Source organism: Candidatus Cryosericum hinesii, from assembly GCF_003570985.1.
Classification (GTDB): Bacteria; Caldisericota; Caldisericia; order Cryosericales; family Cryosericaceae; genus Cryosericum; species Cryosericum hinesii.
Genome location: NZ_QXIW01000002.1, coordinates 70,631 through 92,776 on the forward strand (window position 1 = coordinate 70,631; position 22,146 = coordinate 92,776).

Here is a 22,146-nt window from a genome sequence, read left to right on the forward strand (position 1 = left end):
GAAGTGAGCCGATGAGCCTGGAAACAGAACAGTTGGCACGTAGAATTCATGAGATCGACGAGCGAGTTGCCAACCTGCGCTACGATGTCGATCAGAAGGAAATTCAGAAACTCACGCTGGAGCGGCGCACGATGGATTCTCTGTTCGGGCTGCTTAGTCGTGAAGAATCTCTGAGAACCCAACTTGCCGACAATGATGCGCTTCTTGCAGAGGGAACGGATTTCGAGTTCACTGCCATGATTGAAGAAGACAAGTTCCGACTTCGACGAGAACTGGAAGCTGTCCACGCTCAGATCGAGGAAGAACGCATTCCTAAAGACCCGGATGACGACAAGAATATCATTGTTGAGATCCGGGGAGGTGTCGGTGGCGACGAAGCGGCGTTGTTTGCCGCTGATCTGTTTCGCATGTACTCGTACTTCGCAGGACAGCATGGCCTCAAGATAGAGGTCATCTCGAGTCACCCAACCGAGATTGGAGGGTTTAAGGAAGTTGTCTTCTCGGTGCTTGGGACAGGAAGTTATAAGCTCTTCAAGTTCGAGAGTGGCGTCCACCGCGTCCAGCGTGTTCCTGAGACGGAGGCTTCTGGACGCATTCACACGTCTACTGCTACCGTGGCGGTGCTACCTGAAGCTGAAGATGTCGACGTGCATATCGACGACGACGACATCAAGCTTGAACTGTTTCATGCGTCTGGACATGGAGGGCAGAACGTTCAGAAGGTAGAGACGGCTGTTCGCATGACGCACATTCCAACGGGCATTACTGCGTCATGTCAGGATGAGAGGTCTCAGCTGAAGAACAAGGAGAAGGCTCTCAAGGTGCTGCGATCCCGCGTCTATGAGTTCATGAAGGAGAAGGCCGACAGCGAGATGATCGATGAGCGCAGGGCTCAGATCGGCAGCGGTATGCGTAATATGCGTATCCGTACCTACAACTTCCCTCAGGGTCGTCTGACTGACCACCGGATTGGTTTGTCTCTGTACAACCTGCCTCTCATCATGGAGGGAAACCTCGATCCAGTAGTCGACGCTCTTCACCGGGCTTCCCGGGAGAGAACGCTTGAGACGCCCATTCTGCAGGGCAACGACGACGATTGACTCTGCGAGAAGTAATTGCGCAAGCTGAGCAGCGTGCGCAGCTCTTGTCGCAGAAACACGGTGAACTGCAGTATGTTGTTGCGGCAAGCAGAGGATGGAGTCGTTCAGATCTGCTCATTCGGCTGGATCTACCTGCTGATACCGACATACAGGTATTTGTGGAGCAAGCTGCCCAACAACTGGCCGATGGATACCCTGCCGAGTACCTCACCGGCTATGCTGCTTTCTGTGACATTGTCGTGCGAGTGCGGGAGGGCGTTCTCGTGCCTCGCCCGGAGACAGAAAGCCTGGTGCAGATGGCCGGGGACTTCATTATTGAGCAGGATCGTCCCCATGCCATCGCATTGGACCTTTGCTCCGGTTCAGGGGCCATCGCTCTGGCATTGGCTGCCAGACTGCCACAGGTAGCGGTTGTGGGATTGGAGCTCGATTCCATATCTGTATCATGTTCTCGCGAATCCGCCCTGGACGCGAGTTTGTCAGAGCGGGTCAGGTTTGTCCAGGGCAACGTGCTGGCAGCGTGGGGTCTTGCCCTCGCCGATTTCCGCAGTCGCACTGATGTCATTGTCAGTAATCCTCCTTATGTGCGTGAGCAGCGTCTGTTCTCGGCGCACGCGTCTTCGCCCAGAGAACCAGTCCAGGCACTCTATGGCGGCACGTCAGGCATGGTTTTCTACAAACGGATCATTGCACAAGCTTGTGACTGGTTACGACCCGGTGGCCTGCTGCTGCTGGAGATTGACGATGGATTGGAAGAGGGTATACTCAACCTGTTTGAGCGGTATGGACTGCAGGGCGGATGCTGGTCGCCTGACCTTAGAGGGCTGTCGCGCTACGCGGAGGCACGTCGAGCAGAATGAACACGTTCAGCTATATCTTGCGTGATCTTGCGGTTTTTGCCGTTGCGTACCTCGTCGGTTCTGTGCCGTTCAGCTACATCTTCGCTAAAATGATCAAGGGCGTGGACATCACGAAGGTGGGCAGCAGAAACATGGGAGCTACAAATGTGTTGCGCACCGCAGGTCCTCTTCCTGCTGCGTTTGCTTTTGCTGGCGACTTTCTGAAGGCAGTGCTCCTTCTGCTCGTGCTGATAAGGTTCTTTCCGGCCATATCGCGGGAAACATTGCTTGTGGCGGCTGTTGTCGTGGTTCTGGGTCACGATTTCTCCGTTCTTGCTGGGTTCAAGGGAGGAAAGGGTGTTGCTACGACATTCGGAGTTGTGTTTGTGCTGAGCTGGCCCGTCGCTCTTGTGGAGTCAGGCATCTGGCTTGTCGTGATGGTGCTCCGCAATACCGTTTCTCTTGCATCAGTGGCCGTGTTTGCCACCCTTCCAGTTGCAGCGCTTCTTCTGAGACAGCCGCCGAAACTTGTTCTGATTTATACCCTGCTTGCTGTGCTCGGCATTGTTCGGCATGTTGCAAACATCCGTCGGTTGAGGGCTGGGGAAGAACCCAAACTCGAATGGTCCTATTTTCGGAGGCGGTAGATATCTCTGCCTGAGAGTGTCCTATTGGACACCTGCTCAGACGCCGATTTTCTGCGGCTATCCGAGCGTATTGCTTCGGGGGCCGTTGCAGTGTTCCCGACGGACACCGTCTATGGCATTGGTTGCAGCGCGGCATGTGCGTCTTCGGTTACCAGAGTGTTCGCAGTAAAGCATCGCGATGCCGCCAAGCCGTTGCCCGTTTTTGTACTCGATATCGCTCGTGTCCTGCCGTGGGTCGAGCCTGCGGCACGTGTCATGGCCCAGCGTCTTGCCAGCGTATTCTGGCCTGGGGCGCTTACCATCGTCGTCGACGTTGCGGGGAGTGGTCTCCACACACAGCCCCTGCCGCACCCAGAAGCGTCCAGCATCGGTTTCCGGGTACCCCGCCACACTGGACTCCTTCGCTTGCTTGCCGGCGGCATCCTGATGGCGCAGACAAGTCTGAATGAGAGCGGTGAGAGTGTCATTGAGAGCCTGGACGCGCCTGGAGCTGCCGGGTTGCTGGAGCGAGCGGACCTGGTCCTGGACAGCCGACAGCGGCCGGAAGGCCGGCCATCGACGGTTGTCAGATTGACAGCGGGGTCATGGTCCATCCTGCGCGAGGGCAGTATTTCTTGTGCTGACGTGGCTGCGGTGCTTGTGGGAGAGGTTCCGTGAGACGTGACATTGCTATAGACGGACCTTCTGGATCCGGCAAGACATCGGTGGGACTGGGTGTGGCCGCTGAGCTCGGTCTCATGCTCGTCGACTCTGGGTTATTGTACAGGGTGTTCACCGCTGCATATGCCGAGCAGTATCCATCTGACCGTTGTCTGCGGAGTGATCGCCTGTTGGATATCCTCGAGCGTTGTATAAGCTACGAGCCCGGCGGTACGGTTCTGTTTGGCGGGCGCGTTCTTCAGTTGTCCCTCCGCGACCCGAGAGTAGACAGCCTCGTGTCGCCTGTCAGTGCGGTGCCACAGGTGCGGACAGCCGTGAACAGGGAGTTGCGACGCATCGCCTTGCTCCAGGATGTTGTCATGGTTGGCCGGGACATAGGAACGACGGTTCTTCCCAAGGCTCTTCTGAAGGTGTTCATTACTGCGGACCCGGATGTTCGCGCCAGGCGGCGAGTTGCCCAGCTTGAGCGTCAGGGTAGCCTGGTCGACTACGGAGCCGTGCTGGCCAACATCAAGGAACGTGATGCGATAGACTCGTCCCGAAAAGACTCGCCTCTTCGATGCACAGAGGAGCACGTCAAGCTGGACAACTCTGCTGACGGCTCCGATGGAGTCGTGCAGGCGATCCTGGCCGAGTACCGCAGGAGGCTTGAGCATGCTGTATGAGCTGGTTGTTCCGATAGGCAGGCTCTGGTTCAGGACTTTCTTTAAACTCCACGTCATCGGACTTGAGAATGTACCGAGGCATGGACCAGGACTTATCTGCGGCAACCATTGCAGCTATCTGGATCCCATGCTTGCCGCCTTCGCGCTTCCGCGCAAGGTCTACAGTCTGTCACGCAAGGAGATCTACCAGCAGCCGCTGCTGAGGCCATTCATACGCCGTCTGGGTGGTGTGCGTATCGACAGGGAGTCTCTGGCCGATAAGTGTGCCCTCCAGGCAGTGCTGGCAATCATGGACCATGGTGACCTGTGCATGATCTACCCCGAAGGAACGCGGTCACCAGACGGATGTCTGCAGAACCCTCACAACGGGGCGGCTTTTCTGGCAGTGAAGTCGGGAGCACCGGTGGTCCCTATGGCCATCATCGGCTCATATGAGTGCTGGCCGAGGCAGAGGAGAGTCCCTAGAATCGGTCGCATTACCGTGCGGATAGGCCAGCCGGTCACGTATCATCTCCCGCCGGAGCGCGAGAGTCGCAGAGAAGACCTGACGGCAATCAGCATGGACATCATGGACCGCATTCGGACACTGCAGGAACAGGGGCATGCCTGATATGCGCGTTGTGCTGGCACGCGAGCTGGGCTACTGTTCGGGCATTCGGCGAGCGATTGACGCTGCTGAGACGGCTTTGCGTTCGGAAGGAACGGTCGCGGCGACAGATACGCTCCTTCACAACGCCGATGAGATGAACCGGCTTGGTTCCATGGGGTTGCGATCTGTGGAACTGCTGAGCGACGAGGAGCTGAGTGCTGCAACGGTCCTCCTGCCTGCTCACGGTTCGACGTTGTCGGAGCATCTTGGAAGGATTGCCAGCGCGCGAGCTGTGCAGGATCTGACCTGTCCCATCGTGAACCGGGCCCGCGACGCCGTAAGCCGGTTTGCAGATGCTGGTGTTCCTATTATCGTCGTCGGAGACAAAGAGCATCGAGAGACGCGGTATCTCATGGAGGCTGCCGGCAGTCAGCTGCTCAGGGTTGTGGCTTCGGAACAGGATCTGGACACTCTTGAGATATCAGTTTCTCGTGTAGGGGTCGTCTACCAGACGACACAGTCTCGCGAGTTCAGACAGCAGGTCCTGGAATGGTTTCGACGGAGAGGAATCGAGGTTGCCGAAGAGATGACGTTGTGTCCGGAGGTATTGCGAAGGCAGGACGGAGCTGTCGCTCTGGCTCGGCGCTGCACGGTCATGCTGGTCCTGGGAGATAGTTCCAGTGCCAATACCAGAAGACTGGTGGCGGTAGCTGTCTCGGCATGTCCGAGGACGTATCTCATAGGGGGCGCGGCCGCGTTGCCTGAGGTGGGGCTGAACTGTGTGGACATCGTGGGAGTCGTAAGCGGCACGTCTTGCCCCCAGGCAACAATCGACGAAGTCATGGCGGGGCTGAGGCAAGTGTGTCCCGATGTTCGCATGGAGGTGGACGCATGGCCCGAGTCTGTGTTGTAGGTGCGGGGGCCTGGGGGACTACAATAGCCAATCTGGCTGCGGTTAAGGCGACCGTAGTCCTATGGGTACACGGAGAAGATACACTCATGACGTTGCGCGATGTCCGAGAGAATACTCTCTATCTCCCTGGCGTACGGTTGCGGGACAACGTTGAGCCGACCGACGATCTCCTGGGTGCCTGGCGTTCAGCTGATTCCATCATTCTGGCGGTACCCACACAGAGACTGCGGGCGATGTTTCGCAAGCTGGCTCCCGAGTTACGCCGCCCGAGTGTTCCCTTGCTGAATCTCAGCAAGGGACTGGAGCTGGAAACACATCTGCGGGTGTCTCAACTGCTCTGTGAGGATCTGGAACTCAGCGATTATGACCACTATGCCGCTCTATCCGGACCCAATTTCGCGCCCGAGATTGCTCGAAACCTGCCAGCAGCTACCGTCATCGCCAGCCGGGGACCAGGTACGCGCCGCCATTTTCAGGAGCTCCTCTCAGGCGGTTCGCTCAAGGCATACACAAGTGCGGACCTGGTGGGAGTGGAGCTGGGTGGGGCGCTCAAGAATGTGTACGCTGTCGCGGCAGGCTTGTCGGACGGACTGGGATTTGGCGACAGCTCGAAAGCGTCTTTGATTGTCCGCAGCCTCCATGAGCTGATCAAGGTCGCAACGGCGCTCGGGGCAGACCCAGCTACGATTAATGGACTTGCTGGAGCAGGGGATCTGGTTGCAACCAGTTTCAGCAGGCTGAGCCGCAACCGCATGGCGGGTGAAGCGATTGGCAGGGGGACGCCTGCTTCTGAGCTTCAAACCGGCCAGCGTACTGTCATTGAGGGACTCCCAACCCTCGAGGCTCTTGCAAAAATCGCTGAACTGAGTAACATTGACTTGCCTATCGTCCACCAGCTGCACGGGATCGTCGCCGGAAGCGTCACGCCTCTGGTTGGTCTCCAGCGTCTGATGAGCCGGGAAACGAAAAGCGAATTCTAGCAGATGAGTTCGAAAAGGTGGTCAGGTGACAAAGTCGGATCTGGTGGCAGCGGTTGCAGCGAAGACGGGTTATTCCAGAGTGGTTGTGGAAAACGTGCTGTACCAGGCTTTGAGCACTTCCAGCAAGGAGTTGCGGGCAGGTCGTAAGGTTACCCTGACCGGTTTTGGGGCTTTCTGTGTGTCTATGAGAAAGGCTCGCTCGGGTGTGAACCCGAAAACGCGTGAAGCGGTGAACGTGCCGGAGAAGCGTGTTGTGACCTTTCGGGCCAGCGGAAAGCTGAAGAAGCTGGTTGAGAACAAATAGTCGGGGCGTGGCGTAGTTTGGCTAGCGCACCAGCATGGGGTGCTGGGGGTCACAAGTTCGAATCTTGTCGCCCCGACCACTATTTGTCGGGATGTGGCTCAGCTTGGTAGAGCGCTTGGTTCGGGACTAAGAGGTCGTGGGTTCGAATCCCACCATCCCGACCAGCAATTATCCAAACCGGAGGGGTACAAATATGATCGAGGAGTTCATTCAGAGCTTGCAGCAGGCTGAGGTCGAGGCGAAAGGCGTCATCAAGGTCGCAAGAGAGAAAGTTCAGACTATTCAGCGTGATGCCGAGTCTTCTCTCGCCGCGGTCAGAGCCTCCGCAGAATTGTCGCTGCAGCGGCGACTCGACACAATTGATCAGGAAACGAACCAGCACATGAAACTTGCTGAGGATCAGCTTCGCCAGGATCTCGAAGAACAACTTGAGAACCTCGATCGCCGGGCGCAGGATCGTAGATCTATGGCTCTGGATTTGCTTCTGTCAAAACTCACCGCTCGCTAGAATGGCGATCGACAAAGTACGAGAGTTTGCTCTTGCCTTTCCACACAACAGGGAAGACCAGGTTCTGTCTTGCTTGTTCGGCGCGGGAATGGTACACCTGACTTCTTATACCCCATCAGATGATTCCCAAGTTGATACAACTGCCCTGTCTTCGCTGGACATCTGCCGTCCGGAGAGGGAACAGTCGTTGAGCCATACTGCCGAGGAGTTGGAGCTTGCGAGTGCGACGCTTTCGTTCTTCGCCGAAGTAGACCCCGTGACCAAGGGACTCGTTCAGAGTTTCTTCCCGGACGAAGTGTATGTCAGTGCCGCTGGCATGAGAACAACCGCTTCGATGGCTTCAAGTAATGGCTATGCAGACATGATGCGCAGCGTGCTTGCACTGAAAGTCCAGCTGGCGGAACAGCGTCATCGTGTTGACCAGCTTGAGCAGGAAAGGGCGACGATCCTGCCGTGGTCGTCGCTGCCAGTGGATTTTGGCGAGGTTGCCAGGTGGCAGCGGATTGCGCTTATTGCAGGTACCATATCGTCGTTGGATATGGTGCGAGCTCTCAAGCGTCTCTTGGATCATGGCACTTCCGTTGCAGTTGATATGGCTTCTGCGACGAAAAACAAGAGTAACGTGGTCGTTGCGTGCCTGCGTGCCCAGACCGATGACGTTCGCGCGGTGCTGATGTCGCAGGGTTTTGTCGAGCAGGACTTGTCGCATACCAATGGTACTGTGGCGACTCTGATCGACCGTATGACGGAAGAGCTTCGTGCAGTACATGAGAAGATCGCGGCACTCCAGCTTGAGATTGCCTCATTCATCGCTCACAAACAGGAGATCGTTGTATATCGCGAGTATCTCAAGAATGAACGGACACGTCTGGAGGCTTCGCACGATATCACCCGGACCGAGCGCTGCAGCGTGGTCACCGGCTATGTTCGAGAAGTCGAGGTGGAGTCTCTGGAGCAGTTGTGCGCAGGTTTCGGCGGCATCGTCTGTATGACTGGAGACACGACGGCGGGTGACGACACTCCCGTTTCCATCACCAACAACAAATGGATTAAGCCGCTGGAGATCCTGATCAACATGTTTGGATTTCCGGTCTACTCTTCGTTTGACCCGACGGTCTTTCTGGCCATCCCGTTTCTTCTTTTCTTCGGTCTTTGTCTGGGGGATGTCCTCTACGGAGCCATCCAGATCGGGATCTGTTCCTACTTCATGCATAAGTACAGGCAGTCGAGAGGCGTCCACAACTTCATGATGGTCTTCGTATATGGCGGCGTGGCGGCGATGGTTGCTGGCGCACTTACCGGAAGCTGGGGTGGAGACCTCATCTCGGCAACCTACCTCGGGGCAGGGAACCCAATTGTGCGGTTCGTGTCTGCGCTCACCGTTATCAACCCCTTGCAAGCAGCATTTCAGTTCCTGGTGATTGTGTGGATCATCGGTGCCGCCAATCAGCTCTATGGAGTGTGCCTGGCAATCTTCAAGGCAGCGCGGCGACATGACCGTGCCACGATCATCTACGATTGCGTGGGGTGGCTGCTGTTCCTGCCCGCAATCTCCGCGTTGCTGTTCATAGGAACGAAATGGGGAGGTACGTTCAGGGTCGGATACCTTGTCGCGCTTGTCATTGGCCTGGTGCTCCTTCTGCTGGGCGGTGCACGCCAGAGCAAGGGTGGAGCCAAGGTGCTCACCGCGATCGTGAACCTGTACGGTATCCAGAGTTCCTACGGTGTTGGCTCCTTCGTTGGAGATGTGCTGTCGTACTCGCGGCTTCTGGCGCTTGGGCTCACAACGGCCATCCTTGCCTCCGCGTTCAACATGATCGCGGCCCTTATCAAGATGCCTGCCGCGGGCTTCGTCGTGAACCTGCTAGTGCGGGTTGTGCTGGGCGGGACAGTCCTGCTCTTTGGACACATGCTGAACTACTTCATGGGAACCATGGGGGCGTTCATTCATTCTGCGCGTCTCACTTTGCTCGAGTTTTTTGGACGGTTTTACGAGGGGGGCGCGCCTCGGTTCCGTCGTTTCGGGTTCTGGTCAGAGATTGTTAAGGTTGTTGACGTAACGACTGTCAGAGAGAAATAGGAGGTACATTATGGGGATGGAAGGATTGTGGGGAGTTCTCGTCGGAGCTCTTGTGACGACACTCAGTGCTGTTGGGGCGGTTTTCGCCTTCAAGCTCTCGAATACACCGATGACGTCACTGGGTTCACTGTGGACATTCATGGGAGCAGTCATGGTCATCACTCTTGGTGGTCTCGGGTCTGCCCATGGAATTCGTGTCAGTGGGTCTCAGGCAGCAGGAGTACTCTCGGAGAAGCCAGAGCTTTTCGGCAAGATGTTTGTTATGATGGCTCTTCCGGGCACACAAGGATTCTACAGCTTCGTGTGTGGCATCATGATGATCGTTCTATCGGGAGTTCTCAACAAGGGAGCGGCAGTCTCCAACGCGAAGGGACTTGCGTTCTTGGCAGTCGGGGTCGGTGTCGGCTTGGTAGAGTGGTGGTCAGCTATCCTCCAAGGACAGGCCTCAGCGGCGGCGGAGAGCCTCACTGGGCGTCAGCCAAGCAGCTCCGGTCAGGCAATCCTCATACCTGCTCTCGTCGAGACGTACGCTGTCATCGCTCTGGTCTCGGGTATCCTGCTCATTCTCTGGATCTCTCAGGCAGTCTTCTAGGACGTTTTGCACATGGGAACCGAGGAACTCAGAGCTGCGGTTCTCCAGGAGGCGACTGCGGAGGCGACCGCCCTCATCGAGGCTGCCACTATTCAGGCTTCGCAACTTGTCGATAGTCAGAGGCGACAGCTGGAGGAACATTCCAATGCCCAGGTAGCGGAGCATCGCGCTATCCAAGATCGTGAGATTGCGACGAAAACAGCTGCGCTGAAGATCGAGCTGAGAAATGCCATCCTCAAGCGCAAACAGGAACTGCTTGAAGGACTCTACCAGGAGCTCGAACAGAAAGTCAGGGACGATGATGTCCTCTATCATGCGTATCTTGAGCGAGCGGTGAAACAGATCGGACAAGAAATGCCAGTCTCCATTGAGTGCCGAAGTCAAGACGAGCCCATCATCAGAGCATTGTTGCCCAAACGTGGAAAGTGGAAGGGTGTACGTATCGATGCGATGCTCGCCGACAACAATGGAGGCTTCATTGTCCACTTTGCCGAGGCGGAGCTCGACTTGACCCTGTCGGCGGCGTCCACTGCCCTCCGGGAGGTCACGCTCGTTGAGGCCGCACAAGTGCTGTTTGGCGACAAGAGATGATTGCTCCGCTCATCCCACATCAGGCCGATTCGAGCGACTACGCGTACGCCTCGGGCTCGTTTTCTGTCAGGCGAGGGTTACTCCTTCCGGTCCAGGAACTTCGGCGTGCATCACAGGAGGGCAAGGCCGAGTCTCTGCTGGCAGCTCTCAACCGCGGAGCGTATGCGCCGATCGGGAGCGACATGTCGGCGGGTGAAGTCCTGGCCAGAGTCGAGAGCACGTGGCAGGCCTTTCTGGCACAAGCGGCCCATGATTTGCCGGAGAGCTTTCTTCCATACCTGCTCGCAACCCTTGATGAGAAGGAATACGCCAAGGCTGGTCTGGCTGAAGCTCTTCTTGGCGGGGATGCCGAAGTGCATACCGATGGGACAAGCAGTGAGTATGCAGCCTACTGCGTGCGTATCCAGACGGAAGGAAGTTCCCCTGGACTGCTTGCGGAATCGGTTTTTGGGGTTTCGCTCTCAGAGGGGCTGGAAGCAGCGCAGGCGGGAGCCTCGGCTTCCGACGCCCAGACAGTGTTCGACTTCTCCTTCGAGACGACCCTGGATGGTCTGGCGAGGGTCTATGGACATCCTGCTGTCATGGCATACATGGATGGACTGTTGAAGCTCATGCTGGCAGGACATGCACTGAAAATGAAGCTTCGTAGCACTTCTGGTGTTGGAGCTCCTCTGGAGAGGCTGTTGCCGTTCCTGAAGCCAGAGATACAAGTATCACTTGCATTGATTGTGGAACGCATCCAGGGCATATCGTGGGACACGCTCCAGCCGGCGGATCTCGTTCCGGAAGCTTCGGAATACGTACTCGCCGTCGGCCGGCGATACACTCCTGAAGAGCGGATACAGCTGCTTGAGGACGCTCTGGAGTCGTGGCTTGTCGGACGCCCGGAAGCAACGGGATTTGAACCATATGGAGTTGCAGTCGTCTTTGCCTATCTGATGGACTTCAGGCGAGAAGTCTGGTCACTGCGGCGGCTTCTGAAAGCGGCAGCGTCCACGAGGCCGCGTGTTGATGGATCCGGAGGGGCATTGTGAGCAAGGCGGCGGTTGTGACGACGCGGGACTCCGTCGGGGCATTTGAGGCGCTGGGTTTTGTGGGCACTGTTGTCGAGGACGGTCTTCAGGCATCTCAGGCTGTTCAGTCGATTGCTCGTTCGGGGAGATTCGGACTGGTCTTGCTGACGTCCGATGTGGCCGATGTGTGGTCTGGGTCGGCGGCGGCACGCAGGCTCGTGGTACCCGTGGTGCTGGTAATCCCAGTGACTTCATCGGCTTCAGGTGCAGCGACTGTTGCCGTGAGGCATCTCATAGAGAATGCAGTAGGTATTGACCTAGTTGGAAAAATGATGGAGGAGAAAAGCCATGACACACGGTGAGATCGTCAAGGTTGCTGGACCGCTCGTCGTCGCCAAGGATCTGACGAACCCGCAGATGTATGAACTGGTGCGCGTCGGCGATGCGAAGCTCTTTGGTGAGATTATCGAACTTCGAGGCGAGATGGCGAGCATCCAGGTGTATGAAGAGACAAGCGGCGTCGGGCCGGGCGAACCTGTCGTCCAGACGGGGAGCCTTCTTACTGTCGAACTCGGGCCGGGCCTCATCACTTCGATTTATGATGGAATCCAGCGGCCGCTCGACGCTATCCGTGCGCAGTATGGCGACTTCATTCCCCGTGGTGTGGCTCTTCCTGCACTGCCTCGCGACCGGAAGTGGCACTTTGTTCCCTGCGTGAAGGTGGATGATGTCGTCGTCGAAGGAGATATCATCGGATCGGTCCAGGAGACCAAGGCTGTCTTGCACCAGATCATGGTCCCCAAGGGCCTGGCAGGTCGGATTGTCTCGATAACAGAGAACGACTTCACTGTCGAGGAACCCGTTGCAGTCCTGCGAACCGAGTCGGGCGAAGAGCAATCTATCACCATGATCCAGCGGTGGCCAGTCCGTAATGGCAGGCCCTATACGCGGCGCATGGCACCGGATACTCCGCTGGTGACCGGGCAGCGCGTCATTGACGCCCTGTTTCCTGTTGCCAAAGGCGGGACGGCTTGTGTTCCCGGGCCTTTCGGCAGCGGCAAGACCGTTATCCAACACCAGCTGGCAAAGTGGGCGAATGCCGACATCATTGTCTATGTTGGTTGTGGCGAGCGTGGAAACGAGATGACGGACGTCTTGCAGGAATTCCCGCAGCTCAAGGACCCGAAGACTGGCGAGGTTCTGATGAATCGTACAGTCCTCATCGCCAACACGTCCAACATGCCTGTCGCAGCTCGCGAGGCTTCGGTTTTCACTGGTATTACAATAGCCGAGTACTTCCGCGACATGGGCTACAGCGTCGCTCTGATGGCAGACTCCACGTCGCGGTGGGCAGAAGCCATGCGTGAGATTTCGGGACGGCTGGAAGAAATGCCCGGTGAAGAGGGCTATCCGGCCTACCTTGCATCAAGAGTGGCAGCGTTCTATGAACGCGCCGGAAGATCCCTGAGTCTTGGCAGCCAACCAAGAGAAGGCAGCCTGAGCGTCATCGGGGCCGTGTCTCCTCCTGGTGGCGACTTGTCCGAACCGGTCGTTCAGGCTACTCTCAGGGCAGTCAAGGTCTTCTGGGCACTCGACTCCCGTCTTGCATACGCACGGCACTTCCCGGCGATCGACTGGCTTCAGTCCTACTCGCTGTACAGCAACTTGCTCGAGCGTTTCTATGACAAGGAACTCGGCGATCGTTGGAGTCAGGACATCCGCGAGGTTCGAGCTCTGCTTCAGAAGGAAGCGGAGCTGCAGGAACTTGTTCGTCTCGTAGGTGTCGACGCGCTGTCTGTAGCAGACCGCCTGGTACTGGAATCGGCGAAGTCCATACGTGAGGACTTCCTGCAGCAGGGAGCTTTCACCGAGGGCGACAGCTACACCTCTCTCCGCAAGCAGTTGCGAATGCTTGACGTCATCATGTTGTGGAGCCATCTGGCGGGCAAGGCTGCATCGGGGGGCGTACCGCTCGGTGCTGTTCTCGCAATGCCGGTCAGAATCGAGATTGCTCGCTCAAAGAGCATTCTCGAGACGAACCTTGCTGCATTCGACACGCTTGAGAACTCGATAACAAAGGGTTTTGAGGCTCTGTCAGAAATGGACACGACTGCACGGGAGGAGTACCATGAATAGGGATTACCGAACAGTCCGCGAAATCGTGGGACCGCTAGTACTTCTGGATGGGGCTCACGATGTCAAATATGGTGAACTCGTCGAACTGCGAACGATCTCCGGGCTGAGACATGGCCAGGTGCTCGAGGTCTCCGGCGACACGGTTCTGGTTCAGGTCTTTGAGGGTTCGTCCGGAATGGACCGCGGTCAGACAGTGACTCGATTCCTTGGACACGGGTTGCAGTTCGGGGTCTCGCGCGACATCGTGGGCCGGGTGTTCAACGGACTCGGAGCACCGATCGATGGAGTTGCTCCGATTCTTCCTGACAAAGTGCTGGACATCAATGGCGATCCCATGAATCCCTATGCGCGCGACTATCCCGACGAGTTTATACAGACTGGCATTTCTGCAATCGACGGACTCAATACTCTTGTTCGGGGTCAGAAGCTGCCGATCTTTTCGGGCAGCGGTCTTCCTCACGCCGAGATCGCCGCGCAGATTGCCAGGCAGGCTCGGGTGCTTTCTGGAACTGACGAGTTTGCCGTCGTTTTTGGCGCAATGGGCATCACATTCGAGGAAGCCGACTTCTTTATATCTGATTTTCGCAAGAGTGGCGCAATCAATCAGTCAGTACTGTTCATGAACCTGGCAAATGACCCCGTCATCGAGCGGATAGCGACTCCTCGTTTTGCACTGTCTGCTGCCGAATATCTGGCTTTCGAACTCGGAATGCACGTTCTGGTTATCCTTTCCGATATGACCAATTACTGTGAAGCTCTGCGTGAGATCTCTGCAGCTCGGAAAGAGGTACCGGGCAGACGTGGCTATCCAGGATACCTCTATACGGATCTGGCCACAATTTACGAGCGAGCTGGTCGCATCAAGGGCAAGAAGGGGTCGATCACTCAACTGCCAATCCTGACCATGCCTGAAGACGACAAGACGCATCCGATTCCGGATCTTACAGGCTACATTACCGAGGGACAGATCTTCCTGAGCAGGTCACTGCATCAGGCAGGCATCTACCCGCCAATCGATGTACTTCCATCGCTGTCCCGGCTAAAGGACAAGGGTATCGGCAAGGGCAAGACGCGCGAGGATCACGCTGGCCTGCTCAACGAGTTGTTCGCCGCCTATGCCCGAGGACGCGATGCAAAGGAGCTTGCAATTGTCCTGGGCGAGTCGGCGCTCACAGAGACGGATCGGACGTTCGTGAAATTCTCAGATGAGTTTGAACGTCGTTTTGTCCAGCAAGGGCACGACGAGGATCGATCGATCGAACAGACACTGTCCATCGGGTGGGAACTCCTCTCGATACTACCGCTGCAGGAACTGAAGCGTGTCTCGCCAGCTATGATAGAGAAGTATATGCCGAAGCGTACGGCATAGGCAGAGCGATGATCCTCAAGGTCAACCCAACCAGGATGGAGCTTCTGCGGCTGCAGAAGCGTTTTGTTCTTGCTCGGCGGGGTCACAAACTTCTCAAGGACAAGCTCGAGGGTCTTATGAAGACATTTATCAGACTTGCAGAAGAGTATGGTGATTATCGGGCGCACGTTGACCACGAACTGCCGGACGCACTGGCTGCGTTCAAGGGTCAAACTGCCACGTATCCAGCGGTCGTCGTGGAGCTGCTCTCGCGAACAGTCTCTACTCGTCTCGACATCGAAGCGGGAACCAAGACCGTCATGAATGTAGCCTTGCCTGTGCTGTCTTTCTCGATCTCGGATTTCGAGTCCCCGTCATTCGCCGGGTTGGAGGGAGCCGGGGTAGAAGCTTCCCTTCTGAGGTTGTATGAGTTGATGCCATCCATCGTGAAGCTAGCTCAGATTGAGGCAAGCATACGTCTGATGGCGGAGGAAATTCAGCGAACCCGGCGGCGGGTAAATGCTCTCGAGTATGTCATGATCCCCAACCTTGAGGAGACGATTCGGTTCATTACGTCGAAACTGGACGAGAATGAACGGGCAAACACTACGAGGCTTCTGAAAATCAAGGAGATGATCCGGTCTCATTGAGGACACATCAACGGATGTTCGAGGCGATCCTGTCATGTCGACAAGCGTATCTCGGGAAGTCCATAGAGGTTCTGGACAAGGTCGTCCGATTGCCGGACGACCGCGTTGCTCATCGGGATGTCGTAACATATGCGGGCGGAGCTGTCTGTGTCGTGGCATTGACCGTCGACAATCGCGTCGTGCTTGTGCGCCAATACAGACCGGCGCCCGAGATGGTCATGTTTGAGATCCCGGCTGGGCGCCGCCACGGTGTGCACGAACGCTTCCTCACCGCCGCACGCCGGGAACTCCGTGAGGAGACTGGGTATATTGCGAGTTCCTGGAAGAAGTGCATCGAATTCTGGCCCAGCCCCGGCTTCGTCGATGAACGGCTGACGCTGTACATTGCGAAGGATCTTCGGCATGGTCCTACCGAAATGGATTCCGACGAATTCATCAGACCGGTTCTGATGCCTGTCACCGAAGCTATTGAACGATGCCGCGACGGGCGCATGAATGACGCAAAGACCCTCATCGGGCTGCTCTGGTGTGCTGCGTTCGAAGGATTGGCAAGCGGCTAGATGATGGCTTTCTGGTATGTTGTCGCCTTCCGCATTGTCGCCGTGTTGCCCGTCTGGCTCAGACGGGTCATTGCCAGGTTGATTGCCTGGGGCTACTTTGCCTTCAACACCGGGCAGAGGCGAGGGGTCTTCGCGAACCTGAGAATCATGCGGCCTGAAGCAAGCCATCGGGAGCTGTCACGGTTGGCATTGCGGACGTTCGGCCAGGCTGGGATGAACCTGGTCGACTTCTTCGAGATACCGTCCACCAGCGATGCTCGCATCAAATCGATGATCATGAACTTTGCGGACATACACGTGCTCCTCGAGCAGCGATCCGGTGGCAGGCCATTTTGCCTGGTTACCGGGCACTATGGACACTGGGAGCTGGCCGGGGCGATGCTTGGCCTTGGCGGCTACAGGACGCATGCGATTGCACTCACGCAGAATAGCTGGGTCGTCCAGCGGCTCTATGAGTCGCTCCGTGTGCGTTTTGGGCTGACTGCCCACGACGTTCGGTTCGGATTGAGGGACCTCCTCCGACATTTACCAGAGGGCGAAGTGCCGGCCATTGTCTCCGACAGAGACTATGCGAACGGTGGCGAGGAGATAGAGTTTTTTGGGCATCCCGTCCGCTTTCCCCGTGGGGCAGCACTGCTTTCTTTTCGAAGGAAGCTCGTTGGAATTCCTGGATTCCTTGTGCGGCAGCCAGACGGAAGGTTTTTGCTCAAATTTGGTCGGCCAATCAACCCGGAAGCTTCAGACGAGCGGTCCTGGGTGCGAACCTTTGTGGTGGACTTCGCGCAGCAGTACGAGGCTATTGTTGATCAGGACCCCACACAGTTTCTGAATTTCTTCGATTTCTGGAGCACCGTCTCATGAGAATCGCTGCGGTCATTCCTGCCTTCAACGAAGAACATAACATCGCGGCGGTCGTGGAAGGGGTGCGTCCATTTGTTGCCGCCGCCGTGGTCATCGACGATGGTTCTGCTGACAATACAGCTGGGGCTGCACGTGCCGCGGGTGCCATTGTTCTTTGCCACGAGTTCAATGTGGGCAAGGGCGCTGCGCTCAAGACTGGATTCAGGTATCTCATGGATAGTGGTTATGATGGTGCGGTTACCATCGATGCTGATGGACAGCATGACCCTGCTGAAATCCCGCTGTTCATCGCTGCGGCTGAACAAGGCTACGACATGGTCATCGGGAACAGGATGTCGAATGTCTCGACGATGCCCTTCATCCGAAGATTCGCGAACCATGCGTCTTCATTTCTCATCAGCTTGTTCCTTGGACAGAATGTTCGCGACAGCCAGAATGGTTTTCGCTACTACAAGCTGACTTCGGTTCTTTCTCTGCCGCTGAAGGCGAACAAGTATGACCTGGAGACTGAGGTTATCTTCAAGGAAGGAAGGGCAGGGTATCGGATAGGTTGGGTGCCGACTCGGACCATCTACCGGACGGAGGCAAGGAGCAAAATCAACACGCTCACTGACACTCTCAGGTTTGTCGGGGTGCTTGTGCGATACGGTTTGTTCAGGTGGTAGGTTAATCGATTGTATCAGTGTGGAGTGTTTTCGAATGGACAAAGTGAAGACGAAAGGGAATCGCAGGCCCTTTTCCCCTGGCTGCGCGGGTGCTTACGGGAGATGAAAATGTGAAGACATATTTCCCTGACAAGAGAGGCTGATTGGCGAAGGCCAAAAAATCGTGGAGAGAACGCAGTTGACTGTCAAACAAAAGGGAGTAAACTTTTAATTTGACCGCATTTTTCCACACCGATATGAAAGGAGAGCCATGCGCGTGGCAGGAGATATTATAGACTTTACCAAAATCAAATCAAGTTACGCGATGCCCGACCTCCTCCAGCTCCAGAAGACGTCTTACGACTGGCTTCTGGGACCAGGACTCGCTCAGATCTTTGCGAGAGTATTTCCCATCGACACCGCTAAACTGCGGATCGAGTATGTGAACCACGATATCGAACAGCCGGCCAAGTTGATGGAGAACTGCCGCAAGGCAGGGCTGAGTTTTGAAGCGATGGTTCGTGCCAATTTCCGCCTCATCAACAAGGAAACCGGTGAGATACGGGAACAGCCACTTATCATTACACAAATTCCGCTCATGACACCATTTGGAACGTTTCTCATCAATGGCGCGGAACGCGTGATCGTTTCACAGCTGGTCCGCTCGCCTGGCGTTTATTTCGAGGGTGGAAAGGACAAGTTGTCCGGCGCACAGATCTACATGGTGACCCTTATTCCTGACCGGGGAAACTGGATGGAAATTGAGGCTGGCAAGGACGATGTCATCTATACACGTCTTCGGAAGAAGGCTCGCAAGGTTCCCGTGACTCTCGTGCTGAAGGCTCTTGGCATCGAGTCCAACGAGGAGATCGAGCGTCTTTTCACCATCGAGAAGAGCGAGCGCCTATCCACCGAACAGCTTCGGTCGGTGTTTGATCAGGCCGAATATACGGCTGTCGAGCCACTTCTGGATTCCAAGGGCAAGGAGATCATCAAGGAAGGTGCTGCGATTACCCGGAAAGCAATGAGCCTTCTTGAGAATCATGGCGCGAGCTCGTTTCTGGTCAGCAGCAAACAGCCTGACCGCTGGATTATCAAGACACTCAAGGCCGACAAGACGACGAATCAGGAAGAGGCGGTGAAGCAGATCTTCAAGGAGATGCAACCGAAGGAACGCCTTACGCTCGAGGCTGCGCAGAGTCTGCTCTCGACCCTTTTAACCGACCAGGCATACAACACGTTCACACCGATTGGTCGATACAAGATCAACAAACGATTTGGAGCAGACAGCGATTCTGCTGTGCTGACCAAAGACGATTACGTCTCCATTATTCGGCACCTGATTGACATTCGCGAACGCAAAGCCAACTTCGATGATATCGACAGTCTGGCGAACCGTCGTATCAGGCGTGTGGGGGAGTTGCTTGCCGAGGAAATTCAGGACAGTATGCTGAAGGTAGCCAAGGCAACCCGTGACAAGGTCACGATCTACTCGTCAGAGCAGATGATGAACCTCCAGAATGTCCTCAACACCAAGCCGGTTATCTCTTCTATCAGAAACTTCTTCGGCCAGAGTCAGCTATCCCAGTTCATGGAACAGATTAACCCGTTGTCGAGTCTTGCGCACAAGAGACGGCTAAGCTCCCTCGGACCAGGCGGTCTGAACAGGAAGCGGGCGGGCGTGGAAGTCCGCGATATCCACTCTTCCCACTACAGTCGCATTTGTCCCATCGAGACTCCAGAGGGTGGGAACATAGGACTAATCAATAGTTTGAGTTCATACGCCAAACTTGACCAGTTTGGATTCATCACCGCGCCGTATGCCAAGGTCGAGAATGGTCGCAAGGATGAGAAGAATGTTGTCTATATGGACGCCGAGGAGGAAGAGCACCATTCGATCGCCCAAGCCAATACTGCTGTCGATGCAAAGAGCCGTCTGACTTCGAAGACGGTTATCGCCCGGCAGCGCAGCGAAGGCGGCGAAATCCTCCCGAAAGAGCTTCCTGCCGGCAAGGTTGACTACATTGACCTCTTGCCGTCGCAGGTATTTGGGATTTCGGCCTCGTTGATTCCCTTCCTCGAGCATGACGACGCAAACCGCGCCCTCATGGGCTGCAACATGCAACGACAGGCGGTGCCATTGGTACGTCCAGATCGCGCCCGCGTTTCGACTGCCATGGAAGGACGGGTTGTTCATGACAACGGCGACCTCGTGCTCAGTGATGTGGACGGGATCGTCTCATATGTGGATGCCGAGCAGATCCGGATCTCGCCTTTGGTCAACGTGGCGGACCTCCAGGCCGGCAGCATTCCGGTGGACGTCATTCCCGTCATGCTCGCTTCAGATGCAAACGAGCCCGGTATTCTCGGCGATGTCCGCATGGTGCCTATTTCCTTCGCGCCTGCCGGTGTTCCAGAGGTTATTCTCAAATTGATAGGCTCGGAGATTTCGCGCGAGCAGGTCGAGGCTCTTTCGGATGAGGGAGTCGAATCATTTCAATACGTTCCCGCAGGTTCCATCGTTCAGAATTCGCTGACGGACCTGTTTGACGTGCTGACCAATGATGGTCTGGTCGGGAAAGTGTTGGCTAAGGATGTGCAGGAAGGCAAGAACAAGGTGCACAAAGCCGGCACGAAGATCACGGAAACTCTGCTTGGCCGCCTCATCAACAACGCAAAGGTTCGCTCTCTTCCGATACAGGAAGGTGACGAGACAACGCTGGTCGAACTGCAGATGCTGACCATGACGCCCATTGGACAACAAGTTCTCGGCCATCGGATTCTGGGTGTGACATCGGTGCTGGATCTGAGTTCCGATATCGGTCGCACGGTCGCCGAGGAGAGTCTCCGCGACCTCTTTGCCAAAGACAAGAACGCCAGCATTCTGACGTATGATCCTGCCAAGGCGGCAGGCTATGAGCTCTTCCGAGTCAACGGATCGCTTGCTGGTCAGACACTTGCTGAGGACGTTCAGCTTCGCAAGCCCAAGGTCAAGAAGCTGGCTGTCGGGAGAAAGTTGACCCGTGACGATCTGATTCTGATGGCGAAGAACGGAGTGACCCACGTTTCCGTACCCCGGGCTCGCTTGTTCGAGCTTCAGAAGTTCAAGCGGACGAACCAGGACACGTGTATCAACCAGCACCCGGCCGTTTCCACAGGAGATGAAGTACACGTCGGCGATCTTCTCGCAAACGGGTATGCGTCTGCAGAAGGGGAACTTGCCCTCGGCAAGAATCTCCTGGTTGCCTATGTCCCATGGCGAGGATATAACTACCAGGACGGCGTCATCGTCAGTGAGCGTCTCGTACGCGACGATAGTCTTTCGTCCATTCATATCAAAGAGCACAAGATCGAGGTGAGGTCGACAGAGTTCGGCAAAGAGGAGATCACCCGCGACCCGCCCAACGTCTCCAAGGAACTCGCACGCCATCTGGACGAGCGTGGCGTGGTTCAAGTCGGAGCGCACGTCAAAGCTGAGGATGTTCTTGTGGGCAAGATCACGCCACGCGCTGAACAGGAGGAGTCTCCTGAGGTAAGGGTCTACTTCGCTCTGTTCCATGACAAGGCTCGTGACTACAAGAACACATCTTATAAGGTGCCGCCCGGAGAGGACGGAGTCGTCATCGACGTGCAGGAAATCACGAAAGACAACACGAGTGACGCTCTTCCCGTCGGCGTCGAACGGATCATAAAAGTCTATGTCGCCAAGAAACGCAAGATCATCGTTGGAGATAAGGTTGCGGGACGCCATGGAAACAAGGGTGTCATTACGCGCATTCTGCCGCAGGAGGACATGCCGTTCCTACAGGATGGAACACCTGTCGATGTTATCCTGAGCCCGCTTGGCGTACCCTCACGCATGAACATCGGCCAGCTTCTTGAGGCCAGTCTGGGCATGGCTGCCCGGATATTGAACGTTCGCGCTATGACGCCCGTGTTCAACGGTGCTACCGAGGAAGAGATCAAAGCACTTCTTCGCAAAGCTGGACTCGACGACAGTGGCAAGGAGGACGTTCGAGATGGGGTCTTTGGCAAGTACTTTGATAGTCAGGTTACCGTAGGAGAAGCATATATCCTTAAGCTGATTCACTTGGCCGAAGACAAGATGCACGCGCGCTCGACCGGCCGCTACACCCTTATTACCCAGCAGCCAATCGGTGGCAAGGCACAGTTTGGTGGCCAGCGCTTTGGAGAAATGGAAGTATGGGCCCTGGAGGCGTATGGTGCCTCGACCGTACTGCAGGAGATGCTGACGATCAAATCGGACGATCTTGAGGGCAGACGTGTGGCTTACGAACGTCTCACAAAAGGAAACAACCTCTTCGAAACGGGTTCTCCAGAGTCGTTCAACGTTCTCGTGAAAGAACTTCGTGGGCTTGGGTTGGACCTGGAGACGCTGCCGAAGGCAGGAGACACTCACGCGAAGAGTACCAAGGTAGTGCTCGAAGACAACGAATAGCATTCTC

Annotated in this window: 22 protein-coding genes and 2 tRNA genes; all 24 read left to right on the top strand. The window is 56.1% G+C overall.

What is annotated here, in order from left to right; all coding sequences use genetic code 11:
• The first annotated feature begins 11 nt into the window (after positions 1-11).
• The 24 genes from prfA to SMC3_RS00615 all read left to right on the top strand — a co-directional run bounded on the left by prfA (position 12) and on the right by SMC3_RS00615 (position 22,139).
• On the top strand, positions 12-1,100 hold the full coding sequence (gene prfA, locus SMC3_RS00500) for a peptide chain release factor 1 (protein WP_119087543.1): 1,089 nt from the start codon (positions 12-14) through the stop codon (positions 1,098-1,100).
• Positions 1,097-1,960 carry a N5-glutamine methyltransferase family protein gene (locus SMC3_RS00505; RefSeq protein ID WP_119087542.1) on the top strand — a complete coding sequence of 288 codons (864 nt, stop codon included), beginning with the start codon at positions 1,097-1,099 and terminating at the stop codon, positions 1,958-1,960. The genes prfA and SMC3_RS00505 overlap by 4 nt, the downstream gene beginning before the upstream one ends.
• The gene (plsY, locus tag SMC3_RS00510) at positions 1,957-2,586 is read left to right on the top strand and encodes a glycerol-3-phosphate 1-O-acyltransferase PlsY (RefSeq protein WP_119087541.1); all 630 of its coding nucleotides are present in this window, start codon (positions 1,957-1,959) and stop codon (positions 2,584-2,586) included. The genes SMC3_RS00505 and plsY overlap by 4 nt, the downstream gene beginning before the upstream one ends.
• A gap of 24 nt (positions 2,587-2,610) precedes the next feature.
• The gene (locus SMC3_RS00515) at positions 2,611-3,243 is read left to right on the top strand and encodes an L-threonylcarbamoyladenylate synthase (protein WP_165846474.1); all 633 of its coding nucleotides are present in this window, start codon (positions 2,611-2,613) and stop codon (positions 3,241-3,243) included.
• Positions 3,240-3,911: a (d)CMP kinase gene (gene cmk / locus SMC3_RS00520; RefSeq protein ID WP_119087539.1), complete on the top strand. Its 672-nt coding sequence runs from the start codon at positions 3,240-3,242 to the stop codon at positions 3,909-3,911. Before SMC3_RS00515 ends, cmk begins: the two co-directional genes overlap by 4 nt.
• Positions 3,901-4,521 carry a lysophospholipid acyltransferase family protein gene (locus SMC3_RS00525; RefSeq protein ID WP_165846475.1) on the top strand — a complete coding sequence of 207 codons (621 nt, stop codon included), beginning with the start codon at positions 3,901-3,903 and terminating at the stop codon, positions 4,519-4,521. The genes cmk and SMC3_RS00525 overlap by 11 nt, the downstream gene beginning before the upstream one ends.
• Positions 4,514-5,413: a 4-hydroxy-3-methylbut-2-enyl diphosphate reductase gene (ispH, locus tag SMC3_RS00530; RefSeq protein ID WP_119087537.1), complete on the top strand. Its 900-nt coding sequence runs from the start codon at positions 4,514-4,516 to the stop codon at positions 5,411-5,413. The genes SMC3_RS00525 and ispH overlap by 8 nt, the downstream gene beginning before the upstream one ends.
• Complete coding sequence (locus SMC3_RS00535; RefSeq protein ID WP_119087536.1) at positions 5,392-6,393, top strand: NAD(P)H-dependent glycerol-3-phosphate dehydrogenase; 1,002 nt, start codon at positions 5,392-5,394, stop codon at positions 6,391-6,393. Before ispH ends, SMC3_RS00535 begins: the two co-directional genes overlap by 22 nt.
• A 25-nt stretch (positions 6,394-6,418) precedes the next feature.
• Positions 6,419-6,697, top strand: coding sequence for an HU family DNA-binding protein (locus SMC3_RS00540; RefSeq protein WP_119087535.1), 279 nt, complete (start codon positions 6,419-6,421; stop codon positions 6,695-6,697).
• A 1-nt stretch (position 6,698) separates the two neighbouring features.
• Positions 6,699-6,776: transfer RNA gene (locus SMC3_RS00545), tRNA-Pro, on the top strand.
• Positions 6,777-6,784: 8 nt separating this feature from the next.
• Positions 6,785-6,861 (top strand) — tRNA-Pro (locus tag SMC3_RS00550).
• A 29-nt stretch (positions 6,862-6,890) separates the two neighbouring features.
• Positions 6,891-7,205 (top strand): hypothetical protein, encoded by a 315-nt coding sequence (locus SMC3_RS00555; protein ID WP_119087534.1) that lies wholly within the window; start codon positions 6,891-6,893, stop codon positions 7,203-7,205.
• Between the two features lie 187 nt (positions 7,206-7,392).
• Entirely contained in the window at positions 7,393-9,285 is a 1,893-nt protein-coding gene (locus tag SMC3_RS00560) for a V-type ATP synthase subunit I (RefSeq protein WP_126854954.1), read from the top strand.
• Between the two features lie 16 nt (positions 9,286-9,301).
• Positions 9,302-9,877, top strand: a complete 576-nt coding sequence (locus SMC3_RS00565) for a V-type ATP synthase subunit K (protein WP_207799594.1) — start codon at positions 9,302-9,304, stop codon at positions 9,875-9,877.
• A 12-nt stretch (positions 9,878-9,889) separates the two neighbouring features.
• A complete protein-coding gene (locus SMC3_RS00570) occupies positions 9,890-10,468 on the top strand; it encodes a V-type ATP synthase subunit E (protein WP_119087529.1) in 579 nt (192 codons plus the stop codon).
• Positions 10,465-11,502 (top strand): hypothetical protein, encoded by a 1,038-nt coding sequence (locus SMC3_RS00575; RefSeq protein ID WP_119087528.1) that lies wholly within the window; start codon positions 10,465-10,467, stop codon positions 11,500-11,502. The genes SMC3_RS00570 and SMC3_RS00575 overlap by 4 nt, the downstream gene beginning before the upstream one ends.
• Complete coding sequence (locus tag SMC3_RS00580; protein ID WP_165846476.1) at positions 11,499-11,843, top strand: V-type ATP synthase subunit F; 345 nt, start codon at positions 11,499-11,501, stop codon at positions 11,841-11,843. The genes SMC3_RS00575 and SMC3_RS00580 overlap by 4 nt, the downstream gene beginning before the upstream one ends.
• Complete coding sequence (locus SMC3_RS00585; protein ID WP_119087526.1) at positions 11,830-13,617, top strand: V-type ATP synthase subunit A; 1,788 nt, start codon at positions 11,830-11,832, stop codon at positions 13,615-13,617. Before SMC3_RS00580 ends, SMC3_RS00585 begins: the two co-directional genes overlap by 14 nt.
• Positions 13,610-14,986 carry a V-type ATP synthase subunit B gene (locus SMC3_RS00590; RefSeq protein WP_119087525.1) on the top strand — a complete coding sequence of 459 codons (1,377 nt, stop codon included), beginning with the start codon at positions 13,610-13,612 and terminating at the stop codon, positions 14,984-14,986. Before SMC3_RS00585 ends, SMC3_RS00590 begins: the two co-directional genes overlap by 8 nt.
• Positions 14,987-14,994: 8 nt before the next feature.
• Entirely contained in the window at positions 14,995-15,615 is a 621-nt protein-coding gene (locus tag SMC3_RS00595; RefSeq protein ID WP_119087524.1) for a V-type ATP synthase subunit D, read from the top strand.
• A gap of 14 nt (positions 15,616-15,629) precedes the next feature.
• On the top strand, positions 15,630-16,175 hold the full coding sequence (locus tag SMC3_RS00600; protein ID WP_119087523.1) for an NUDIX hydrolase: 546 nt from the start codon (positions 15,630-15,632) through the stop codon (positions 16,173-16,175).
• Positions 16,176-17,036 (top strand): lysophospholipid acyltransferase family protein, encoded by an 861-nt coding sequence (locus SMC3_RS00605; protein WP_119087522.1) that lies wholly within the window; start codon positions 16,176-16,178, stop codon positions 17,034-17,036.
• Positions 17,033-17,701: a glycosyltransferase family 2 protein gene (locus SMC3_RS00610; RefSeq protein WP_119089708.1), complete on the top strand. Its 669-nt coding sequence runs from the start codon at positions 17,033-17,035 to the stop codon at positions 17,699-17,701. Before SMC3_RS00605 ends, SMC3_RS00610 begins: the two co-directional genes overlap by 4 nt.
• Before the next feature lie 256 nt (positions 17,702-17,957).
• On the top strand, positions 17,958-22,139 hold the full coding sequence (locus SMC3_RS00615; RefSeq protein WP_165846477.1) for a hypothetical protein: 4,182 nt from the start codon (positions 17,958-17,960) through the stop codon (positions 22,137-22,139).
• Positions 22,140-22,146 lie beyond the last annotated feature (7 nt).

Excerpts from the sequence above, each read along its gene's own strand:
- prfA (WP_119087543.1), top strand. The coding sequence starts at position 12 with ATGAGCCTGGAAACAGAACAGTTGGCACGTAGAATTCATGAGATCGAC.
- plsY (WP_119087541.1), top strand. The coding sequence starts at position 1,957 with ATGAACACGTTCAGCTATATCTTGCGTGATCTTGCGGTTTTTGCCGTT.
- SMC3_RS00525 (WP_165846475.1), top strand. The coding sequence starts at position 3,901 with ATGCTGTATGAGCTGGTTGTTCCGATAGGCAGGCTCTGGTTCAGGACT.
- ispH (WP_119087537.1), top strand. The coding sequence starts at position 4,514 with ATGCCTGATATGCGCGTTGTGCTGGCACGCGAGCTGGGCTACTGTTCG.
- SMC3_RS00535 (WP_119087536.1), top strand. The coding sequence starts at position 5,392 with ATGGCCCGAGTCTGTGTTGTAGGTGCGGGGGCCTGGGGGACTACAATA.
- SMC3_RS00555 (WP_119087534.1), top strand. The coding sequence starts at position 6,891 with ATGATCGAGGAGTTCATTCAGAGCTTGCAGCAGGCTGAGGTCGAGGCG.
- SMC3_RS00565 (WP_207799594.1), top strand. The coding sequence starts at position 9,302 with ATGGAAGGATTGTGGGGAGTTCTCGTCGGAGCTCTTGTGACGACACTC.
- SMC3_RS00570 (WP_119087529.1), top strand. The coding sequence starts at position 9,890 with ATGGGAACCGAGGAACTCAGAGCTGCGGTTCTCCAGGAGGCGACTGCG.
- SMC3_RS00575 (WP_119087528.1), top strand. The coding sequence starts at position 10,465 with ATGATTGCTCCGCTCATCCCACATCAGGCCGATTCGAGCGACTACGCG.
- SMC3_RS00585 (WP_119087526.1), top strand. The coding sequence starts at position 11,830 with ATGACACACGGTGAGATCGTCAAGGTTGCTGGACCGCTCGTCGTCGCC.
- SMC3_RS00590 (WP_119087525.1), top strand. The coding sequence starts at position 13,610 with ATGAATAGGGATTACCGAACAGTCCGCGAAATCGTGGGACCGCTAGTA.
- SMC3_RS00595 (WP_119087524.1), top strand. The coding sequence starts at position 14,995 with ATGATCCTCAAGGTCAACCCAACCAGGATGGAGCTTCTGCGGCTGCAG.
- SMC3_RS00600 (WP_119087523.1), top strand. The coding sequence starts at position 15,630 with ATGTTCGAGGCGATCCTGTCATGTCGACAAGCGTATCTCGGGAAGTCC.
- SMC3_RS00605 (WP_119087522.1), top strand. The coding sequence starts at position 16,176 with ATGATGGCTTTCTGGTATGTTGTCGCCTTCCGCATTGTCGCCGTGTTG.
- SMC3_RS00610 (WP_119089708.1), top strand. The coding sequence starts at position 17,033 with ATGAGAATCGCTGCGGTCATTCCTGCCTTCAACGAAGAACATAACATC.